Annotated in this window: 15 protein-coding genes; 2 read left to right on the top strand and 13 right to left on the bottom strand. The window is 66.2% G+C overall.

What is annotated here, in order from left to right; genetic code table 11:
• Positions 1-513 precede the first annotated feature (513 nt).
• From FZ103_RS04260 to FZ103_RS04230, 7 genes are all read right to left on the bottom strand, one after another.
• On the bottom strand, positions 514-732 hold the full coding sequence (locus tag FZ103_RS04260) for a hypothetical protein (protein WP_155998988.1): 219 nt from the start codon (positions 730-732) through the stop codon (positions 514-516).
• A gap of 85 nt (positions 733-817) precedes the next feature.
• Positions 818-1,063, bottom strand: a complete 246-nt coding sequence (locus FZ103_RS04255; protein ID WP_155998987.1) for a hypothetical protein — start codon at positions 1,061-1,063, stop codon at positions 818-820.
• A 593-nt stretch (positions 1,064-1,656) separates the two neighbouring features.
• On the bottom strand, positions 1,657-2,025 hold the full coding sequence (locus tag FZ103_RS04250) for a hypothetical protein (protein ID WP_155998986.1): 369 nt from the start codon (positions 2,023-2,025) through the stop codon (positions 1,657-1,659).
• Entirely contained in the window at positions 2,022-2,399 is a 378-nt protein-coding gene (locus FZ103_RS04245) for a hypothetical protein (protein ID WP_155998985.1), read from the bottom strand. The genes FZ103_RS04250 and FZ103_RS04245 overlap by 4 nt, the downstream gene beginning before the upstream one ends.
• Complete coding sequence (locus FZ103_RS04240; RefSeq protein ID WP_155998984.1) at positions 2,392-2,865, bottom strand: peptidoglycan-binding protein; 474 nt, start codon at positions 2,863-2,865, stop codon at positions 2,392-2,394. Before FZ103_RS04240 ends, FZ103_RS04245 begins: the two co-directional genes overlap by 8 nt.
• A complete protein-coding gene (locus tag FZ103_RS04235) occupies positions 2,862-3,086 on the bottom strand; it encodes a hypothetical protein (RefSeq protein ID WP_155998983.1) in 225 nt (74 codons plus the stop codon). Before FZ103_RS04235 ends, FZ103_RS04240 begins: the two co-directional genes overlap by 4 nt.
• Before the next feature lie 1,806 nt (positions 3,087-4,892).
• Positions 4,893-5,783, bottom strand: a complete 891-nt coding sequence (locus tag FZ103_RS04230; protein WP_155998982.1) for a tyrosine-type recombinase/integrase — start codon at positions 5,781-5,783, stop codon at positions 4,893-4,895.
• A gap of 205 nt (positions 5,784-5,988) precedes the next feature.
• On the opposite strand from FZ103_RS04230, the gene FZ103_RS04225 reads away from it, so the two are divergent.
• Positions 5,989-7,812 carry an acyl-CoA dehydrogenase gene (locus FZ103_RS04225; RefSeq protein ID WP_155998981.1) on the top strand — a complete coding sequence of 608 codons (1,824 nt, stop codon included), beginning with the start codon at positions 5,989-5,991 and terminating at the stop codon, positions 7,810-7,812.
• Positions 7,813-7,911: 99 nt separating this feature from the next.
• Here the strand turns inward: FZ103_RS04225 and FZ103_RS04220 are convergent, their stop codons facing one another.
• On the bottom strand, positions 7,912-8,172 hold the full coding sequence (locus FZ103_RS04220; RefSeq protein ID WP_155998980.1) for a hypothetical protein: 261 nt from the start codon (positions 8,170-8,172) through the stop codon (positions 7,912-7,914).
• 222 nt (positions 8,173-8,394) lie between these two features.
• Between FZ103_RS04220 and FZ103_RS04215 the strand changes: the two genes are divergently transcribed.
• Positions 8,395-8,604: a DUF6458 family protein gene (locus FZ103_RS04215; protein WP_155998979.1), complete on the top strand. Its 210-nt coding sequence runs from the start codon at positions 8,395-8,397 to the stop codon at positions 8,602-8,604.
• 130 nt (positions 8,605-8,734) lie between these two features.
• Here the strand turns inward: FZ103_RS04215 and clpB are convergent, their stop codons facing one another.
• The 5 genes from clpB to dnaK all read right to left on the bottom strand — a co-directional run bounded on the left by clpB (position 8,735) and on the right by dnaK (position 15,847).
• Positions 8,735-11,347 carry an ATP-dependent chaperone ClpB gene (gene clpB / locus FZ103_RS04210; protein ID WP_155998978.1) on the bottom strand — a complete coding sequence of 871 codons (2,613 nt, stop codon included), beginning with the start codon at positions 11,345-11,347 and terminating at the stop codon, positions 8,735-8,737.
• A gap of 163 nt (positions 11,348-11,510) precedes the next feature.
• Positions 11,511-11,933, bottom strand: a complete 423-nt coding sequence (locus FZ103_RS04205; RefSeq protein WP_155998977.1) for a heat shock protein transcriptional repressor HspR — start codon at positions 11,931-11,933, stop codon at positions 11,511-11,513.
• A gap of 5 nt (positions 11,934-11,938) precedes the next feature.
• Positions 11,939-13,096 (bottom strand): molecular chaperone DnaJ, encoded by a 1,158-nt coding sequence (gene dnaJ / locus FZ103_RS04200; protein WP_155998976.1) that lies wholly within the window; start codon positions 13,094-13,096, stop codon positions 11,939-11,941.
• A gap of 125 nt (positions 13,097-13,221) precedes the next feature.
• Positions 13,222-13,965: a nucleotide exchange factor GrpE gene (gene grpE / locus FZ103_RS04195; RefSeq protein ID WP_155998975.1), complete on the bottom strand. Its 744-nt coding sequence runs from the start codon at positions 13,963-13,965 to the stop codon at positions 13,222-13,224.
• Between the two features lie 34 nt (positions 13,966-13,999).
• Complete coding sequence (gene dnaK, locus FZ103_RS04190; RefSeq protein ID WP_155998974.1) at positions 14,000-15,847, bottom strand: molecular chaperone DnaK; 1,848 nt, start codon at positions 15,845-15,847, stop codon at positions 14,000-14,002.
• Positions 15,848-15,920 lie beyond the last annotated feature (73 nt).

The raw sequence follows: 15,920 nt of genomic DNA, 5'->3' as shown, positions 1-15,920 counted from the left end.
GTTGTGGTGGTCCTGAGTGCTTACATAGTTGTTCTCCAATCGAAAACGTTGCTCTTCGTTAGGGGCGATCTCTCAGCCGGGAGATCGCCCCTCTCCTATTCTCCCATAAATCACTCTCGGCAATACGCTTGTATTGTCCTCGACGTGTGATCGGGAAGTTTTCACTGCTCCGCAACAAGCTTCGCCTTGTGTCCCCGGTCCAACCGCTGCTTATGCATGTCGACTCTGGGAGAGCTGCATTCCTCTCCCGGTGCAGCTCGACAACCCTTCGCAGGACACATGAAAGCGAGTGCGTAATGCTGATCGTCGGTTCCCCCGATCGGGGTCACGGTCTTCCGTGGCTTGCTGGGGACTTTCGCCTTAGCTACACGGTTCCGCAGTGTCGCAACCGCAGCGTCCCACCCTTCCGCGCGCTTCTCACGGTCCCGGTGCACCTTGCGGTCCCAGAACATTGGACCGCTACAGGGAGAACCCTTCTCAGCGGAACAGGTAGGGCAACGGAAATCGATCGGGTCATTCATCCTCGCCCCCCGCGCGGTTGTGTAGTCGGTCGCTCCCGACGTCTTCGGGACGGCATACCCCTTCGTAGGTCGCTCCGGTCGATTCGTCGACCGTCACGCGAACGTGGGTGTAGTTCAGTCCACCATCCCAATCCTGAAAAGAAGGATCGTAGCGGGACGGTTCATAGACCTGTTCAGGGGTCAGCTCTACTGCTCTGTATTCGTGATTCACGGTTACTCCAATCGGCTGTATCTGTTGGTAAGGGTTGGGGTCTTGCTCTGTTTCGCGTATAGACGGTTGTGTCTGCGAGTTAGGGTCACAGCGGACCATAGGACTCTCCGCGTGTGTCCAGCTCAGAAAGAAGACCGTCAATGGTCTCCCGGATCGTCTCGGAGTCGATGTATCCGAGACGTTCACTCATCTTGTCCCAAGCAAGCGCGTAGTGAACCGCATGGAACTCCGCGCGGAGTTCCTCAGTCCTTGGATGGTTGTTTCCGTATGCACGTACCGCACCCGCAAGCCGCGCGGTGCAACGCTTCAGTTCTGACTTGGATTCAGACATAGGTACCTCCCGTGTATCGGTTTTTTACAGTTAGAAAGGTTGAAAGGAAGCGGTCACACGAGTGACCGCACAGACCTTCAGGGGGAACTCGGGTGCCGACTCACGTCCCGTTACGGAGCGGACTATGGGGTAACCACCGTCTACGCTCAGCCGTTCTCTCGTCTCTCCGACGCTCGCTCATCCAAGCGGACCGGTGACGCTGCAATGAACGTCTCGTCAGTCGGTCGGGTTACTCAGTCTCATCTCTCGCGCGTTCCTACTCGCGCTGTCTCCGAGTCACACCCTTCCGGGTGAACGTGGGGGCGATCCTCTCTGAGGTCTTCCACGTTGCTCGGAGCTTTCGTCTCCGGGTCTTGCTGACCCGGTACATCTATTGTCCCACGGCGCTTCCCGCCGAGTTGGCATTCATAGCCGACCTCCGCCGGCATCCGTTGACCTGGGGTTTCTCGGGAGCTGTCCAGCTTCAACCGAGGGGTGTCCGGGCGAAGGGTCGCCGTCCCGCTACGGCAACCCTTCACCCCGACGCGCGGGTGAGAGAAGCCCGCCTTAGGGATCGCGCTCGACCGATTCCACGGGAGCGCGCTGAAAGTCTGTCAGTCCTTCACCGGTCGCTGGTGTCCACCAGCGTCGGTGTATGTCTTGGTAGCGGCGCTGCGCTTGATCGCGTCCTGTAGACGATCGGAAAGCTGCGAAGAGCGCTCCGAGTTGGCGCGTACCGCTTCGTAGTCGCGCCGCTTCTTCTCCTCAGCGTGCTTCTGGGCAACAGCGTCCTTGTTCTCCTTCTCAGCGATCTGTAGCGCTCGGGTCATGGTTAGGTCGCGCTCTTCGACAAGCTCTCGCGCACGGGAGCGGATTTTGTCCTGAGCGTCCTTCGCTGCCTTCGCGGATCGCTCACGCTGCTGCTTTTCTTCGTTGGGGTTGCGTCCGCGTAGTGCTGCGGCAATCTGGTCACGTGTGCTCATGTCGTCTCCTTTAGGTGGTTCAAGACGAACTCGCGTTCGTCGTCGGTGAATGGTTCTTGGTCGGCAAGCTTCTTACCAACCCTGTTCGCAAGCTTGTTACGCTCGCTTCTGGCGTTACTCGCTTCTGCCTTCTCGTGAAGGCGTCGAGTGTCGTCGTATGCGCGCTGAGCCTCAACGCGAAGACGCTCAGTCCGGTTGTCTTCCGCGACCAGCTTCCCCGCTTCGAAAAGCGCTTGGTGGATCAAGGTGACCCCGTCAAGGTCTTCGGATAGCCCGAAGCGCTTGACCAGCTTCCCGACCGGTACGCCGCTTCGGGAAAGTCGATACAGCTCCCGAAGCTCATCCTCGGAGAATCCCGAGTCCTTCTTAGGCATTACTGCCTCCTGTACTGTTTGGCGGTACGGGACGCGTCCCGTTCTCTTTTTCGTATCGCTCGAAGTACTTCCCTACGGAGTACCGATTCGCGAGTCCCTTCACACGTCCTCGAAATCCCTCGCTGTATACGGATCCGGTCCGCTCAGCGGCTTCTCTCCAGTGCTTGTCGTCCAGCTTCGTGAAAGCTTCCAGCATCGCGCTTTCGGTATTCGGACCGTAGACACCGTCGACAAGGATTCCGGAGCGCTGCTGAAACGACCTCAGCGCGCTTTCTGTTTCATCCCCGAAGATCCCGTCTACGCCGTACTCCGTAAGCTGAATCCCGAGTCGCTGCAAAGACCTCTGCAATCGCTCCACGCGCTTTCCCGCGTGTCCTTTAGCCAACAGCTTGTCGGACGGCGGGACAACTCCGGAGGGAAGGTTCTTCAGGATTTCGGCACATGCTTCCGGAGTAAGCTTTCTCATGGTCCATCATTCTCCGGAGCAACATCTAGCAGCTCGTTACCCCTTGCAATGCGGCGGTAGATCGTCGCGCGGGAGCACGCGAAACCCTTCGTAAGCTGTTCGATTGTCGCGCCGTCGCGGTGAAGCGCCGCAATAGTCATATCGCGGAAGTCGTCGACATCGCTGGTGTCTGGTCGCGCCTTCTGGAATCCCTGAACACCTGGGATGGAAAGTCCGGGCATCGGGTCACCTCCTGTCCGTCTCATGTGGGTATCAACCCTTATGTCCTATTGTACCACACTTCGTGGTCAGGCGTTTACGCAGCGTATTGAAGGTGTCTCGCAGTCGTCTCGGGTCACCAGGTGGGAAGCGCTACGGCTGACCCTGCGGTCTAAGTACGTGCGCAGCACTGAGAGTTAGCCGTAGGGTTGTGAGCTGCGAAAAGTCGCCGGTAGGCTTCAAAAATGCTGCGCTGTAGCGCGCGGGGTCTACGCCCCTTCGCCCCTCCGCTGAGTGGCTACCTGGTGTGTTCAACCAGTGACGCTGTGCACGTAGCCGCTGGCTGCTGGCAGTCGACGGCTGCCCGCTGCCACCTCAATTCCGCAGTAGGTTCATTGTTATGAACAGTTGAGGATTACTCGCTGTCGACGTCTCGGGTACACACAGTCACATCGGAGGGTGACGCACGGCACATGAGCAAGTGGGAATAAAACCAAGATCGTTGTTGTTCTCCAAGATTAGGCGTTTGACGTGTCGGCTGCGATAACCGAATGGCATTCTGATTGCGGCCTTGACCTGCACCGATACACCCGCTGCTCCGGTAGGCAGCAGCAGGGTTAACCGCTACAGCTACCCGTGACCTGCACTGAAGCTCTCAGATCGAATCTAAGCGGTCGGGTATCGGACCTAGGGGATTACACGCGACGCTCTGAGTTAGGCCGGGAGCGTTGATCTCAGCGCTTTGTATGCCGCTGTCCGGACGTAATCACGCTGCCCCAGCGGGCAGCAGGGACGCGCGTCGACCTGCGACCCCCAGCGGAGGTGACCCCCAGCGGCTCTACCTGCGCAGGTCACGCCCAGCGGGTGACCTCGGATGTCGCGCGCGCGTACCTGCGCATGCGCAGTGAATTACATAAAAGGCGGCGGGCAGCAGGCGGCGGCGGGTATCTCGATCATCTCGAACTGAGCAAAACCGACCTTCACTGCCGCGCGCGCACGCCTGCGCATGCGCACCTTGATTCATTAATGGCGGCGGGCAGCGGCGGCGGGTATCTCGATCATCTCGATCGTGAACAAAAGCGCTGGTCACGGGATGCCGGCATCGGGTTTGGCGGTCGACCGGGACCGTCAGGGCATCGGGAGACGTCGACCGGGACCGTCAGGAAGCGGCTCAGCCTCGACCGTCAGGGCATCGGGAGACGTCGACCCGCGCGGTACACCGGAGAGCGTCAGGAAGCGGCTGAGAGCGACCCGGACGGTCGACCGGGACGGCTGAGGGTCTACCGGAGTCGGGACCGTCAGGGAGCGTCACCGCGACTCGGGAGAATCGATCAGGTGGATCACTCAGCCGCTACTCGCCCCTACCAACACATACATGTGTATTTAACACACACGCTCCCCCGTACAGCTTGGTGGTACCTGATCCACATCATCGACTAGCTTTTGCGAAACCGCAGGTCACATAGACCATAGGGTTTTTGGGAGTCGATTTGCACGGGACCGGTTCGTGTAAAGCGGGATCACCGGATTCATCCCATCACCGGAGGGGTGGGGGTCTTCGGGTTTGATCTTGAAAGCGGGTTACCGGAACCCCACCCATAGGCGGTAACACCGTCGAGGGGTCGAGGAAGGGGTTTCCGGGATACCTCCGCCGCCCCTTACCCCTGCTGCACTACACGTGTGTTAATAACACATGTGTTGCTCTAGGGAGTCGGGCTAGTAGCTCATCCCGGAAATCCCTTAATCCCGTTGCCGACTGCGTCAACTTTGGTTGACGGAGGAAGACAAAGAGAAGCGGGGACGGTCACCGTCCCCGCTTCCGTCCGATGTCAGCCGTTCAACCTGTCACCCGGCGACAGTCGACGATGGGCAAGGATCGCACGGTCACGCTTACCCGCTATCCCGTAGCGGTTCATGATCTGCTGCGGCGACGCGTGACCGCAGAGGTACTGCACATCCAAGACCGTTGCCCCGGCAGACAGCATGGAATCCACGTAGCTGTGACGGAACATGTGCGGGTAGATCTTCCCGATACCCGCGCGCTTCCCGTACTCACGGATCATGTGAAGAACGGTCCCTTCCTGCGTGGAACCCTTCGACCCGATGAAAACCCGGTCGCTACCGCTACCGGGATGGTACTGACGGCGACGGATATAGCGTCGAAGGGCAACCGAGCACGTCTTACCGAAGGGGATCGTCCGCTCTCCGGTCTTGCCCCGGACGGTCAGCATTTGGGTATCAAAGTCGATATCGTCAAGCTTCAAGTTGCACAGCTCTCCGACACGGATACCCGTGTCGTACAGAAGGTGGAGAATGCAGCGGTTGCGCACCGTGAGGAACGGGGTTCGCGCTTCGATCTTCAGCAGCGCTGACATGTCCTCTGCGGAGACCAGCGGGACCGGCTTGACCTTCTCACGGGGACGCGTGACCTTCTTCACGACGTTGTCGGAGACTTCTTCTTCCTCGATAAGCCATGACCAGAAGACCGACAAGGACGCGTGACGATTCGCAAGGGTGGTGACAGCCTCACCCTTCGCGCGACGATCCGCGAGAAAGCCTTTGATGTCGCGGCGGGTCACCTCGGAGGGATCCGTGTCCGGTCCCATGTACGCGGTGAAGTGGGTCAGCGCTTGGGAGTAGCTACTGACAGAGTGCTTCGACAGACCCTCTGCGGCGCGATCTTCAAGGAACTCTGTGACCAGGGACTTCAAGGTTGGCACGACCCGTCTCCGTTCCGGATTACACCGGGTCACCGGTCGCGGTTGCGCAGCGTCAGGAAGCACCCTCCAAGATCCGCACCCTTGGGGACCGTCGTGTGACCGTCCCCGCTGGCCGCCGCCTCCTACCGGGTAGTAACATGGGTTTTGTTACCAGTCAGTAGATCGCGTGTGCACACACAGCGGCCGGGACGAGCGGAGCGCGCGAATGACGCACTACAAGAGCAATCTGCGCGACCTCGAGTTCAACCTCTTCGAGGTCTTCAAGCGCCAGGACGTGCTGGGCAGCGGCCCGTTCGAGGAACTGGACGAGGACACTGCCCGCACCATCCTCGACGAGGTCAACCGGCTGGCTACCGGCGTCGTCGCCGAGTCCTTCGAGGACTCCGACCGCAACCCGCCGGTCTTCGACCCGGCGACCAGCAGCGTCACCCTCCCCGAGAGCCTGAAGAAGTCCTACCGGGCCTACATGGACGCCGGCTGGTACAACCTCGACCTGCCCCAGGAGCTCGGCGGCCTCAACGCGCCCCGCTCGCTGGCCTGGGCCGCCGCGGAGCTGATCCTGGGCGCCAACCCCGCTGTGCACATGTACGCCGCCGGGCCGGGCTTCGCCAAGGTGCTCTACCAGGAGGGCAACGAGACCCAGAAGCGCATCGCCCACCAGGCGATCGAGCGCGGCTGGGGCGCGACCATGGTGCTCACCGAGCCCGACGCGGGCTCCGATGTGGGCGCGGGCCGCACCAAGGCCGTCGACCAGGGCGACGGCACCTGGCACATCGAGGGGGTGAAGCGCTTCATCACCTCCGCCGAGCAGGACATGACCGAGAACATCTTCCACCTGGTCCTGGCGCGCCCCGAGGGCGCCAAGCCGGGTACGAAGGGCCTCTCGCTGTTCCTGGTGCCCAAGTTCCTCATCAACGAGGACGGCTCGCCCGGCGAGCGCAACGGCGTCTACGTCACCAACGTCGAGCACAAGATGGGTCTGAAGGCCTCCACCACCTGCGAGCTGACCTTCGGCGCCAAGCACCCGGCCATCGGCTACCTCGTCGGCGACAAGCACGACGGCATCCGCCAGATGTTCCTGGTCATCGAGCACGCCCGGATGATGGTGGGCACCAAGGCCATCGCCACGCTCTCCACCGGCTACCTCAACGCGCTGGAGTACGCCAAGGAGCGCAAGCAGGGCGCCGACCTGACCCAGATGGCCGACAAGACCGCGCCGCGCGTGCCCATCACCCGCCACCCCGACGTGCGCCGCAGCCTGATGACGCAGAAGGCTTACGCCGAGGCCCTGCGCGCGCTGGTCATCTACACCGCCACCCAGCAGGACGCGGTGCAGATCGCCCAGCACGAGGGTGCCGACTACAGCGCCACCGACGCGCTCAACGACCTGCTGCTGCCCATCGTCAAGGGCGTGGGCTCCGAGCGGTCGTATGCGCTGCTGGCCGAATCGCTGCAGACCCTCGGCGGCTCCGGCTACCTGCAGGACTACCCGATCGAGCAGTACATCCGCGACTCCAAGATCGACACCCTCTACGAGGGCACCACCGCCATCCAGGCGCAGGACTTCTTCTTCCGCAAGATCGTCAAGAACAACGGCGAGGCCTTCGGCCGGCTCATGAGCGAGATCAAGGAGTTCGCCGCGGGCGAGGCCGGCAACGGCCGCCTCAAGGAGGAGCGCGCCGCGCTGGCCGAAGGGGCCGAGCACGTCGAGAAGATGGTCGAGACCATGGTCGGCGACCTCATGCGCTCCAGCGAGCAGACCGAGGAGCTCTACAAGGTCGGCCTGAACACCACCCGCCTGCTGATGAGCGCCGGCGACCTGGTGCTGGGCTGGCTGCTGCTGCGCCAGGCCGAGGTGGCCCTGGCGTCGCTGGACGGAGCCGGCGACGCCGACCGCGACTTCTACACCGGCAAGATCGCCGCAGCGCGCTTCTTCGCCGACCAGGTCCTGCCCCGCCTGGCCGCCGAGCGCAAGATCGTGGACGACACGACCCTGGAGCTGATGGAGGTTCCCGAGTCGGCCTTCTAAAGTCCACTCGACCTCCGGGAGCGGCACAACCGCCCCGGAAACCCCGGCCCGGTGCGCACGACCCCTGCGCACCGGGCCGCCGCCGTTCGCGCCGCAGACTCAGGCCGCGGCATCCACCCGCTTGGCGAGCGCGACGTACTGTTCGAGCGCACCGGGCAATACGTCCAGACGAACCACGGTGCCGCTGGGGTGGGGAGTCAGGTCCACCACGACGGCGACGGCGGGTGCATCGTCGTCACCCGCAACCACGAGGGCACCGGGCACGATGATCGACGGATCCCGCGCCTCGTCCAAGAACGCCCATACGTACCCGGTCTGGTCCTCGGTGTTGAGGTCGGCGGCTATGTCTACTGCGACCATTCGTGCCACCTTCTTCGTCGCCTCGTTTCACCATATCCAGAGGCCGGTTGGGGATCCCGATTCCGAAGAGCCTGTCGACACGGGTCGATTGCGGCGGCCGCGCGGGCGGCGGGGTGTGAGATCGGACCGATCGGGGACCGGGCGGGCGTTTCCGGGATGTCGGGGCGCCAAACGGGTAGATGTAGCCAACGGGACCCAACTGATGCGGTGCGGAGGCAGCGAATGGGAATCGGACTCGGCATCTTCCTGGTGGTCATCGGGGCCGTGCTGGCTTACGGCATCACCGCCGACGTCGCCGGACTCGACCTGGACGCCATCGGCATGATCTTCATGGTCGCCGGGGTGGCGGTGGTCGTCCTGACCATCATCCTCATGATGGTGCGCCGCGACCGCACCCGGCAGTCGCTCCACGACGACTCCGACGTGATCTGAGCAGAGGCGGCGCACCCGCTCGGGCGGGCGACCGCGCCGCACGCCTACCTCGACACGACGACGGCCCCGGCGCGGGATCGCCGGGGCCGTCGTGAGTGTGCGCCCCGGTAGGGGCACCCGATCCCGCGGGTCAGGCCGGGGCGGGTTCGGGCTCGGCGCGGCGGACGCTCAGGGCGTCCCTGTTCTCGTCGAGGTCGACGAGCACGGTGTCGCCCTCCGAGAACTCGGCCGACAGCATCGCCTTGGCCAGCGGGTCGCCGATCGCCGCCTGCACCAGCCGGCGCAGCGGCCGGGCGCCGTAGACCGGGTCGTAGCCGGTCAGCGCCAGCCACTCGCGCGCCGCCGGGGTGACCTCCAGTCGCAGCCGCCGCTCGCTCAGGCGCGCGGCCAGCCGGTCCACCTGCAGGTCGACGATGCGGGTCAGCTCCTCGGTGGACAGCGCCTCGAAGACGATCAGGTCGTCCAGCCGGTTCAAGAACTCCGGCTTGAAGGTGCTGCGCACGGTCGTCATCACCCGCTCCCGCCGTTCCTCGCTGGCCAGCGAGGGGTCGACGAGGAACTGCGAGCCCAGGTTGGAGGTCATGATCAGCAGTGTGTTGCGGAAGTCGACGCTGCGGCCCTGGCCGTCGGTGAGCCGCCCGTCGTCGAGGACCTGCAGCAGGGTGTCGAAGACCTCGATGTGCGCCTTCTCCACCTCGTCCAGCAGCACCACGGTGTAGGGCCGGCGGCGGACCGCCTCGGTGAGCTGGCCGCCCTCCTCGTAGCCCACGTAGCCGGGGGGAGCGCCCACCAGCCGCGAGACCGAGTGCTTCTCGGAGTACTCGCTCATGTCGACGCGCACGATCGCGCGCTCGTCGTCGAACAGGAACTCCGCCAGCGCCTTGGCCAGCTCCGTCTTGCCGACGCCGGTGGGGCCCAGGAACATGAACGAACCGGTGGGCCGGTCGGGGTCGGAGATCCCGGTGCGCGCGCGGCGCACCGCGTCGGAGACCGCGGCCACCGCCGCGTCCTGGCCGACCAGGCGCTTGCCCAACTCCTCCTCCATGCGCAGCAGCTTGGCGGTCTCGCCTTCCATCAGCCGGCCCACGGGGATGCCCGTCCACGACGACACGACGTCGGCCACGTCGTCGGCGCCGACCTCCTCCTTGACCATCGTCGGTTCGTCGGCGTCCCCGGCCTCCTCCTCGGCGGAGGACGCCTCGTCCAGCTGCTTCTCCAGCTGCGGGATCTCGCCGTACATCAGCCGCGACGCCTCGGTGAAGTCGCCGTCGCGCTGGGCGCGCTCGGCCTGCGTGCGCAGATCGTCCAGGCGCTCCTTGAGCTCGCCGACCCGGTTCAGCCCGGCCTTCTCCTGCTCCCAGCGGGCCACCAGCGCGGTCAGCTCCTCCTGGCGGTCGGCGAGGTCGGCGCGCAGCCGCTCCAGCCGCTGCACGGAGGCGGCGTCGGACTCCTTGTCCAGCGCCATCTCCTCCATCTTCAGCCGGTCGACGGTGCGCTGCAGCTCGTCGATCTCCACCGGCCGGGAGTCGATCTCCATCCGCAGCCGCGAGGCGGACTCGTCGATGAGGTCGATGGCCTTGTCCGGCAGGAACCGGGCGGTGATGTAGCGGTCCGACAGGGTGGCCGCGGCCACCAGCGCCGAGTCGGCGATCTGCACCTTGTGGTGCGCCTCGTAGCGGCCCTTGAGCCCGCGCAGGATCGCGATGGTGTCGGCCGCCGACGGCTCGCCCACCTGCACCTGCTGGAAGCGGCGCTCCAGCGCCGGGTCCTTCTCGATCCGCTCGCGGTACTCGTCGAGCGTGGTGGCGCCGACCATGCGCAGCTCGCCGCGGGCCAGCATCGGCTTGAGCATGTTGCCCGCGTCCATGGCGCCCTCGGCCGCGCCGGCGCCGACCACGGTGTGCAGCTCGTCGATGAAGGTGATGACCTGGCCGTCGCTCTCCTTGATCTCGTTGAGCACGGCCTTGAGCCGCTCCTCGAACTCGCCGCGGTACTTGGCGCCGGCCACCATCGACGACAGGTCGAGCGCGATCAGCCGCTTGTCGCGCAGCGACTCGGGCACATCGCCGGCCACGATGCGCTGGGCCAGCCCCTCGACCACGGCGGTCTTGCCCACGCCGGGCTCGCCGATCAGCACCGGGTTGTTCTTGGTGCGCCGGGAGAGCACCTGCACGACCCGCCGGATCTCGGAGTCCCGGCCGATGACCGGGTCCAGCGCGCCCGAGCGCGCCCGCCCGGTGAGGTCGATGCCGTACTTCTCCAGCGCCTGGTAGGTGTCCTCGGGGTTCTCCGTGGTGACCCGGCCCGGGCCCCGGACCCGGTCGAACGCCTCCAGCAGCGCCTCGGGAGTCGCGCCGGCGTCCTTGAGCAGCCGGCTCGCCTCGCCCCCGTCAGCGGCCAGGCCCACGAGCAGGTGCTCGGTCGAGACGAACTCGTCCTCCATCTGCTGGGCCCGCTGTGCCGCGGTGTTCAGCGAGACGATGAACTGGCGCGCGCTCTGCGGTGCACCCACCGTGCTGCCGGCGGCCTTGGGCAGGCCCGCGATCGCCTGGTCGGTCTTGGCCGCGAGATCGTCGGGGGCCGCGCCGACCTCCTTGAGCAGCGGGCGGATGATCCCCTCGCCCTGGCCGAGCAGAGCGGCGAGCAGGTGCACCGGTTCGACCTGCGGGTTGCCGTCGGTGGTGGCGCGCCGCACCGCCGCCGACACGGCTTCCTGGCTCTTGGTGGTGAGTTTGTAGTTCATGCTTCGCCGCCCCCTTCGCGCGTGATCGCTATGCGGTTGTCAGTGGTGTGCCGGGTGCCGGCGCGGAAGCTCCGCCCGGCCCGCCGCCGGCCCGGTGGGCCCGGAGCGGCACAGGCCGCCCGTCCCGACCGCCCCGGGACGGCCGGCTCTGCCCGGCGGGCCGCTACTGATCCTGCTCGGGCGGCGGAGAGGTGTTGAAGATCGTCACCCGGGTGCGCCGCACCGGCAGCAGTTCGCCGCCCCCGGTATCGCCCGCCGAGCGCCGCGCGACCGCCGACCGGGCCGCGTCCAGTTCGTTGCGGAGGTGGAAGACGTGCTCGCGCAGCTTCTCGACCTCGTCCTCCAGCTCCAGGATGCGCTTGATCCCGGCGAGGTTGATGCCCTCCTCCTGGGAGAGCCGCTGCACCTCCCGCAGTGTCCGGATGTCGCGCATCGAGTAGCGCCTGCCCCGCCCTGCGGCCCGGCCCGGCGAGACCAGGCCGAGGCGGTCGTACTGGCGCAGGGTTTGCGGATGCAGCCCGGACAGCTCGGCGGCCACCGAGATCACATAGACCGGGATGTCGTCGCCCAGTCCCGGATTGGTCATGACATTCACATCCCCTTTGCGCGCGTCTCCAGACCGCTGCGCGGGTCCTGGTCCGCGGTCGCGGCGCGGAACTTCTCCAGTGCCTCGCGCGCATCGTCGCTGAGGTGCGCGGGCACCGCCACCTCGACGGTCACGAGCATGTCGCCCGCGGTGCCGTCGCGCCGGGCCGTGCCCTTGCCGCGGACGCGGAACGTGCGGCCGTTGGGCGTACCCGGCGGGATCTTCACGGTGACCGGCAGGCCGTTGAGCGTCGGCACCCGCACATCGGCGCCGAGCACGGCCTCGGGGAAGGTCACCGGAACGGTGATCGTCAGGTTGTCGCCGGACTTGCCGAACACGGGGTGCGGCTGCACATGTACCACCACATAGAGGTCTCCGGCCGGTCCACCGTGTTCGCCCGGCGCGCCTTTGCCTTTGAGCCGGATCCGCTGGCCGTCGGAGACGCCCGCCGGGATCCGGGCCTGGATCGTGCGGGTGCTCTTGCCGCGCCCGCTGCCGCTGCACGTGGGGCAGGGGTCGTCGACCACCAGGCCGCGCCCCTTGCACTCGCTGCAGGGCTCCGACAGCGAGAACCCGCCCAGGTTGCGGTTCTCGTGTCCGGTGCCCGAGCACTTCGGGCACACCCGCGGCGCGGTGCCCGCCTTGGCGCCGGTGCCCCGGCACGTGGGGCAGGCGGCGTCGCTGCTGAGCTGGAAGGACCGGGTGACGCCGGAGGCGGCCTCGCCGAAGGTCAGCCGCGTCTCGGTCTCGATGTCGGCCCCGCGCCGGGGCTGGGTCGTGGTGCGGCCGCGGCCCCCGAACAGGCCGCCGAACAGGTCGCTCAGCCGCTCGCCGCCCCCGCCTCCGCCGGTCGGCGCACCCTGGCCGAACAGGTCGCCCAGGTCGAACCCGCCCGCACCGGTGCCTCCGCCGGGCCGGTAGGAGGAGCCGAAGAGGGAGCGGGCTTCGTCGTACTCCTTGCGCCGCTTCTCGTCGCTGAGCACGTTGTAGGCCTCGGAGATCTCCTTGAAGCGCTCCTCGGCCTTGGGGTCGCCGGTGTTGGCGTCGGGGTGGTTCTCACGCGCGAGCTTGCGATAGGACTGCTTGATCTCGTCCTGCGAGGCGGTCTTTGAGACTCCGAGGACCTTGTAATAGTCCTTCTCGAGGTAGTCCTTCGTGCTCATCGACGTCTGCCTTCTCCCGCTTCGCGCTTGTCGAATGGTCCGGGCCCCGCCCCCTCCCCGCCCGCGGGGAAGGGGCCGGCGCCCGCGCGCCCCGGGCGCCGGCGCGGCGCCCGGGGCCCGGCGGTCTACTGCTTGTCCTCTGCCGCCCCGCCGGAGGCGTCGGGACCGGACTCCTCGCCGGAGGTGTCCTGCCCGCCGGGCTCCGGTGCGGACTCGGCGGGTTCGGCGGACTCCGGCGCCTCAGCGGCATCGTCCCCCGGACCGGCGACCACCACGCGTGCCGGGCGCAGAACCCGCTCGCCGATCGTGTAGCCGGGCTGGAAGACCTCGACGACGGTGGGCACCGCGTCGGGCGAGGGCACCATGGTCAGCGCCTCGTGGACGTTGGGGTCGAACTCGTCGCCCGTCTCGCCGTACTTCCGCAGCCCGAGCTTGTTGACCAGCGCCTCCAGGGCCTCGCCGACCGACTTGAACCCGCCGGTGAGCTCGTCGTGCTCGCGGGCACGGCCGATGTCGTCGAGGATCGGCAGGAGGTCGCCCACCACCTGGGCGGTCGCCTGCTCGCGCAGGGCCACCCGATCGCGCTCGACGCGCTTGCGGTAGTTGGCGTACTCCGCCTGGATGCGCTTGAGGTCGTTGGTCAGCTCCGCGATCTGCTCGCGGGCCTTGAGGAGTTCGCCGCCCGCGGCGGTGTCGTCGACGACGACGGGCTCCTCGTCGGCCGCGACCTCGGCCTCGGGGGAGTCGGGAGCGGCGTCCGCGGCTCCCTCGGGCGTGCGGAGCTCACCGGTCTCGGGATCTATCCGACGCTTGTCGCGGATCACCGGTCCCTGCTGCTCCTCGCCGTTCTCGTTCTCCGGCAGCGCCATTGGCTGCGCCTCCCTTGCCTTGCCTCTCGGCCGATCAGGCGTTGCCGTCCTTCTTGTCCTCGTCGACGATCTCGGCGTCCACGACGTCGCTGTCGTCGCTCTGGTCCGAAGGGCCGGCCGAGGCGTCCTCACCGCCGCCCTGCTGGTCGCTCTGGCCGTAGATGGAGGAGCCGATCTTCTGGCTGGCCAGCGCGACCTTCTCGCTCGCCTGGCGGATCGCCTCGATGTCGGTGCCCTCCAGCGCCTTCTTCAGCTCGCCGACGGCGCTCTCGGTCTCGGTCTTGACGTCGGCCGGGATCTTGTCCTCGTTGTCCTTGATGACCTTCTCGGTCTGGTAGACGAGGGACTCCGCGTTGTTGCGGACCTCGGCCTCCTCGCGGCGCTTGCGGTCCTCCTCGGCGTACTCCTCGGCCTCGCGGACCATCCGGTCGATCTCGTCCTGGCTCATGGCCGAACCGCCGGAGATGGTGACCGACTGCTCCTTGCCGGTGCCCATGTCCTTCGCGGTGACGTTCACGATGCCGTTGGCGTCGATGTCGAAGGTGACCTCGATCTGGGGGACGCCGCGCGGCGCCGGCGGAATGCCGGTCAGGTCGAAGACGCCCAGCTTCTTGTTGTACTGCGCGATGTCGCGCTCGCCCTGGTAGACCTGGATCTGCACCGACGGCTGGTTGTCGTCGGCCGTGGTGAAGATCTCCGAGCGCTTGGTCGGGATGGTCGTGTTCTTCTCGATCAGCTTGGTGAACACGCCGCCCTTGGTCTCGATGCCCAGCGACAGCGGGGTCACGTCCAGCAGCAGGACGTCCTTGACCTCGCCCTTGAGCACACCCGCCTGCAGCGCGGCGCCGATGGCCACGACCTCGTCGGGGTTGACGCCCTTGTTGGGCTCCTTGCCGCCGGTCAGCTCCTTGACCAGCTCCACGACCGCGGGCATACGGGTGGAACCGCCGACCATGACCACGTGGTCGATCTTGTCGACGCTGATGCCGGCGTCCTTGATGACCTGGTGGAACGGCGCCTTGGTGCGGTCCAGCAGGTCGGAGGTCAGCCGCTGGAACTCCGCCCGGGTCAGCTTCTCGTCGAGGTGCAGCGGGCCCTCGGACGAGGCGGTGATGTAGGGCAGGTTGATCGCGGTCTCGCTGGAGCTGGACAGCTCGATCTTGGCCTTCTCAGCGGCCTCGCGCAGACGCTGCAGCGCCATCTTGTCCTTGGACAGGTCGACGCCGTTGTTGTTCTTGAAGCGCTCGACCAGCCAGTCGACGATCGCCTGGTCCCAGTCGTCGCCGCCGAGGTGGTTGTCGCCGTTGGTGGCCTTCACCTCGACCACGCCGTCGCCGACCTCGAGCAGGGAGACGTCGAACGTACCGCCACCGAGGTCGTAGACCAGGATGGTGGCCTCGTCCTCCTTCTCCAGGTGGTAGGCCAGCGCCGCGGAGGTGGGCTCGTTGATGATGCGCAGGACGTTGAGGCCCGCGATCGTGCCGGCTTCCTTGGTGGACTGGCGCTGGGCGTCGCTGAAGTAGGCCGGAACCGTGATGACGGCGTCGGTGACCTCTTCGCCCAGGTAGGCCTCGGCGTCGCGCTTGAGCTTCTGCAGCACGAACGCGCTGATCTGCTGCGGGTTGAAGTCCTTGCCGTCGATCTCGGTCTTCCAGTCGGTGCCGATGTGGCGCTTCACCGAGCGGATGGTCCGGTCGACGTTGGTGACCGCCTGACGCTTCGCGACCTCGCCGACGAGCACCTCGCCGTTCTTGGCGAAGGCAACGACGGACGGGGTGGTCCGGGCGCCTTCGGCGTTGGCGATGACCGTGGGCTCGCCGCCCTCCAGGACCGAGACGACCGAGTTCGTCGTCCCCAGGTCGATTCCGACCGCACGTGCCATGAGTACGTTCCTCCGTCAGAGTTGAGTCTTACAGACGTAAGTTTGCTTCGCGGCTCGCCTACTGTCAAATCAC

It is taken from the genome of Streptomonospora sp. PA3 (genome assembly GCF_009728995.1).
Lineage (GTDB): Bacteria > Actinomycetota > Actinomycetes > Streptosporangiales > Streptosporangiaceae > Streptomonospora.
Note: the sequence above shows the minus strand (reverse complement) of the source record. Positions and strands in the feature narration are given on the sequence as shown.

Coding starts and splice junctions, on each gene's coding strand:
- FZ103_RS04255 (WP_155998987.1), bottom strand. CDS start 1,063: ATGTCTGAATCCAAGTCAGAACTGAAGCGTTGCACCGCGCGGCTTGCG.
- FZ103_RS04250 (WP_155998986.1), bottom strand. CDS start 2,025: ATGAGCACACGTGACCAGATTGCCGCAGCACTACGCGGACGCAACCCC.
- FZ103_RS04245 (WP_155998985.1), bottom strand. CDS start 2,399: ATGCCTAAGAAGGACTCGGGATTCTCCGAGGATGAGCTTCGGGAGCTG.
- FZ103_RS04240 (WP_155998984.1), bottom strand. CDS start 2,865: ATGAGAAAGCTTACTCCGGAAGCATGTGCCGAAATCCTGAAGAACCTT.
- FZ103_RS04235 (WP_155998983.1), bottom strand. CDS start 3,086: ATGCCCGGACTTTCCATCCCAGGTGTTCAGGGATTCCAGAAGGCGCGA.
- FZ103_RS04225 (WP_155998981.1), top strand. CDS start 5,989: ATGACGCACTACAAGAGCAATCTGCGCGACCTCGAGTTCAACCTCTTC.
- FZ103_RS04220 (WP_155998980.1), bottom strand. CDS start 8,172: ATGGTCGCAGTAGACATAGCCGCCGACCTCAACACCGAGGACCAGACC.
- FZ103_RS04215 (WP_155998979.1), top strand. CDS start 8,395: ATGGGAATCGGACTCGGCATCTTCCTGGTGGTCATCGGGGCCGTGCTG.
- clpB (WP_155998978.1), bottom strand. CDS start 11,347: ATGAACTACAAACTCACCACCAAGAGCCAGGAAGCCGTGTCGGCGGCG.
- FZ103_RS04205 (WP_155998977.1), bottom strand. CDS start 11,933: ATGACCAATCCGGGACTGGGCGACGACATCCCGGTCTATGTGATCTCG.
- dnaJ (WP_155998976.1), bottom strand. CDS start 13,096: ATGAGCACGAAGGACTACCTCGAGAAGGACTATTACAAGGTCCTCGGA.
- grpE (WP_155998975.1), bottom strand. CDS start 13,965: ATGGCGCTGCCGGAGAACGAGAACGGCGAGGAGCAGCAGGGACCGGTG.
- dnaK (WP_155998974.1), bottom strand. CDS start 15,847: ATGGCACGTGCGGTCGGAATCGACCTGGGGACGACGAACTCGGTCGTC.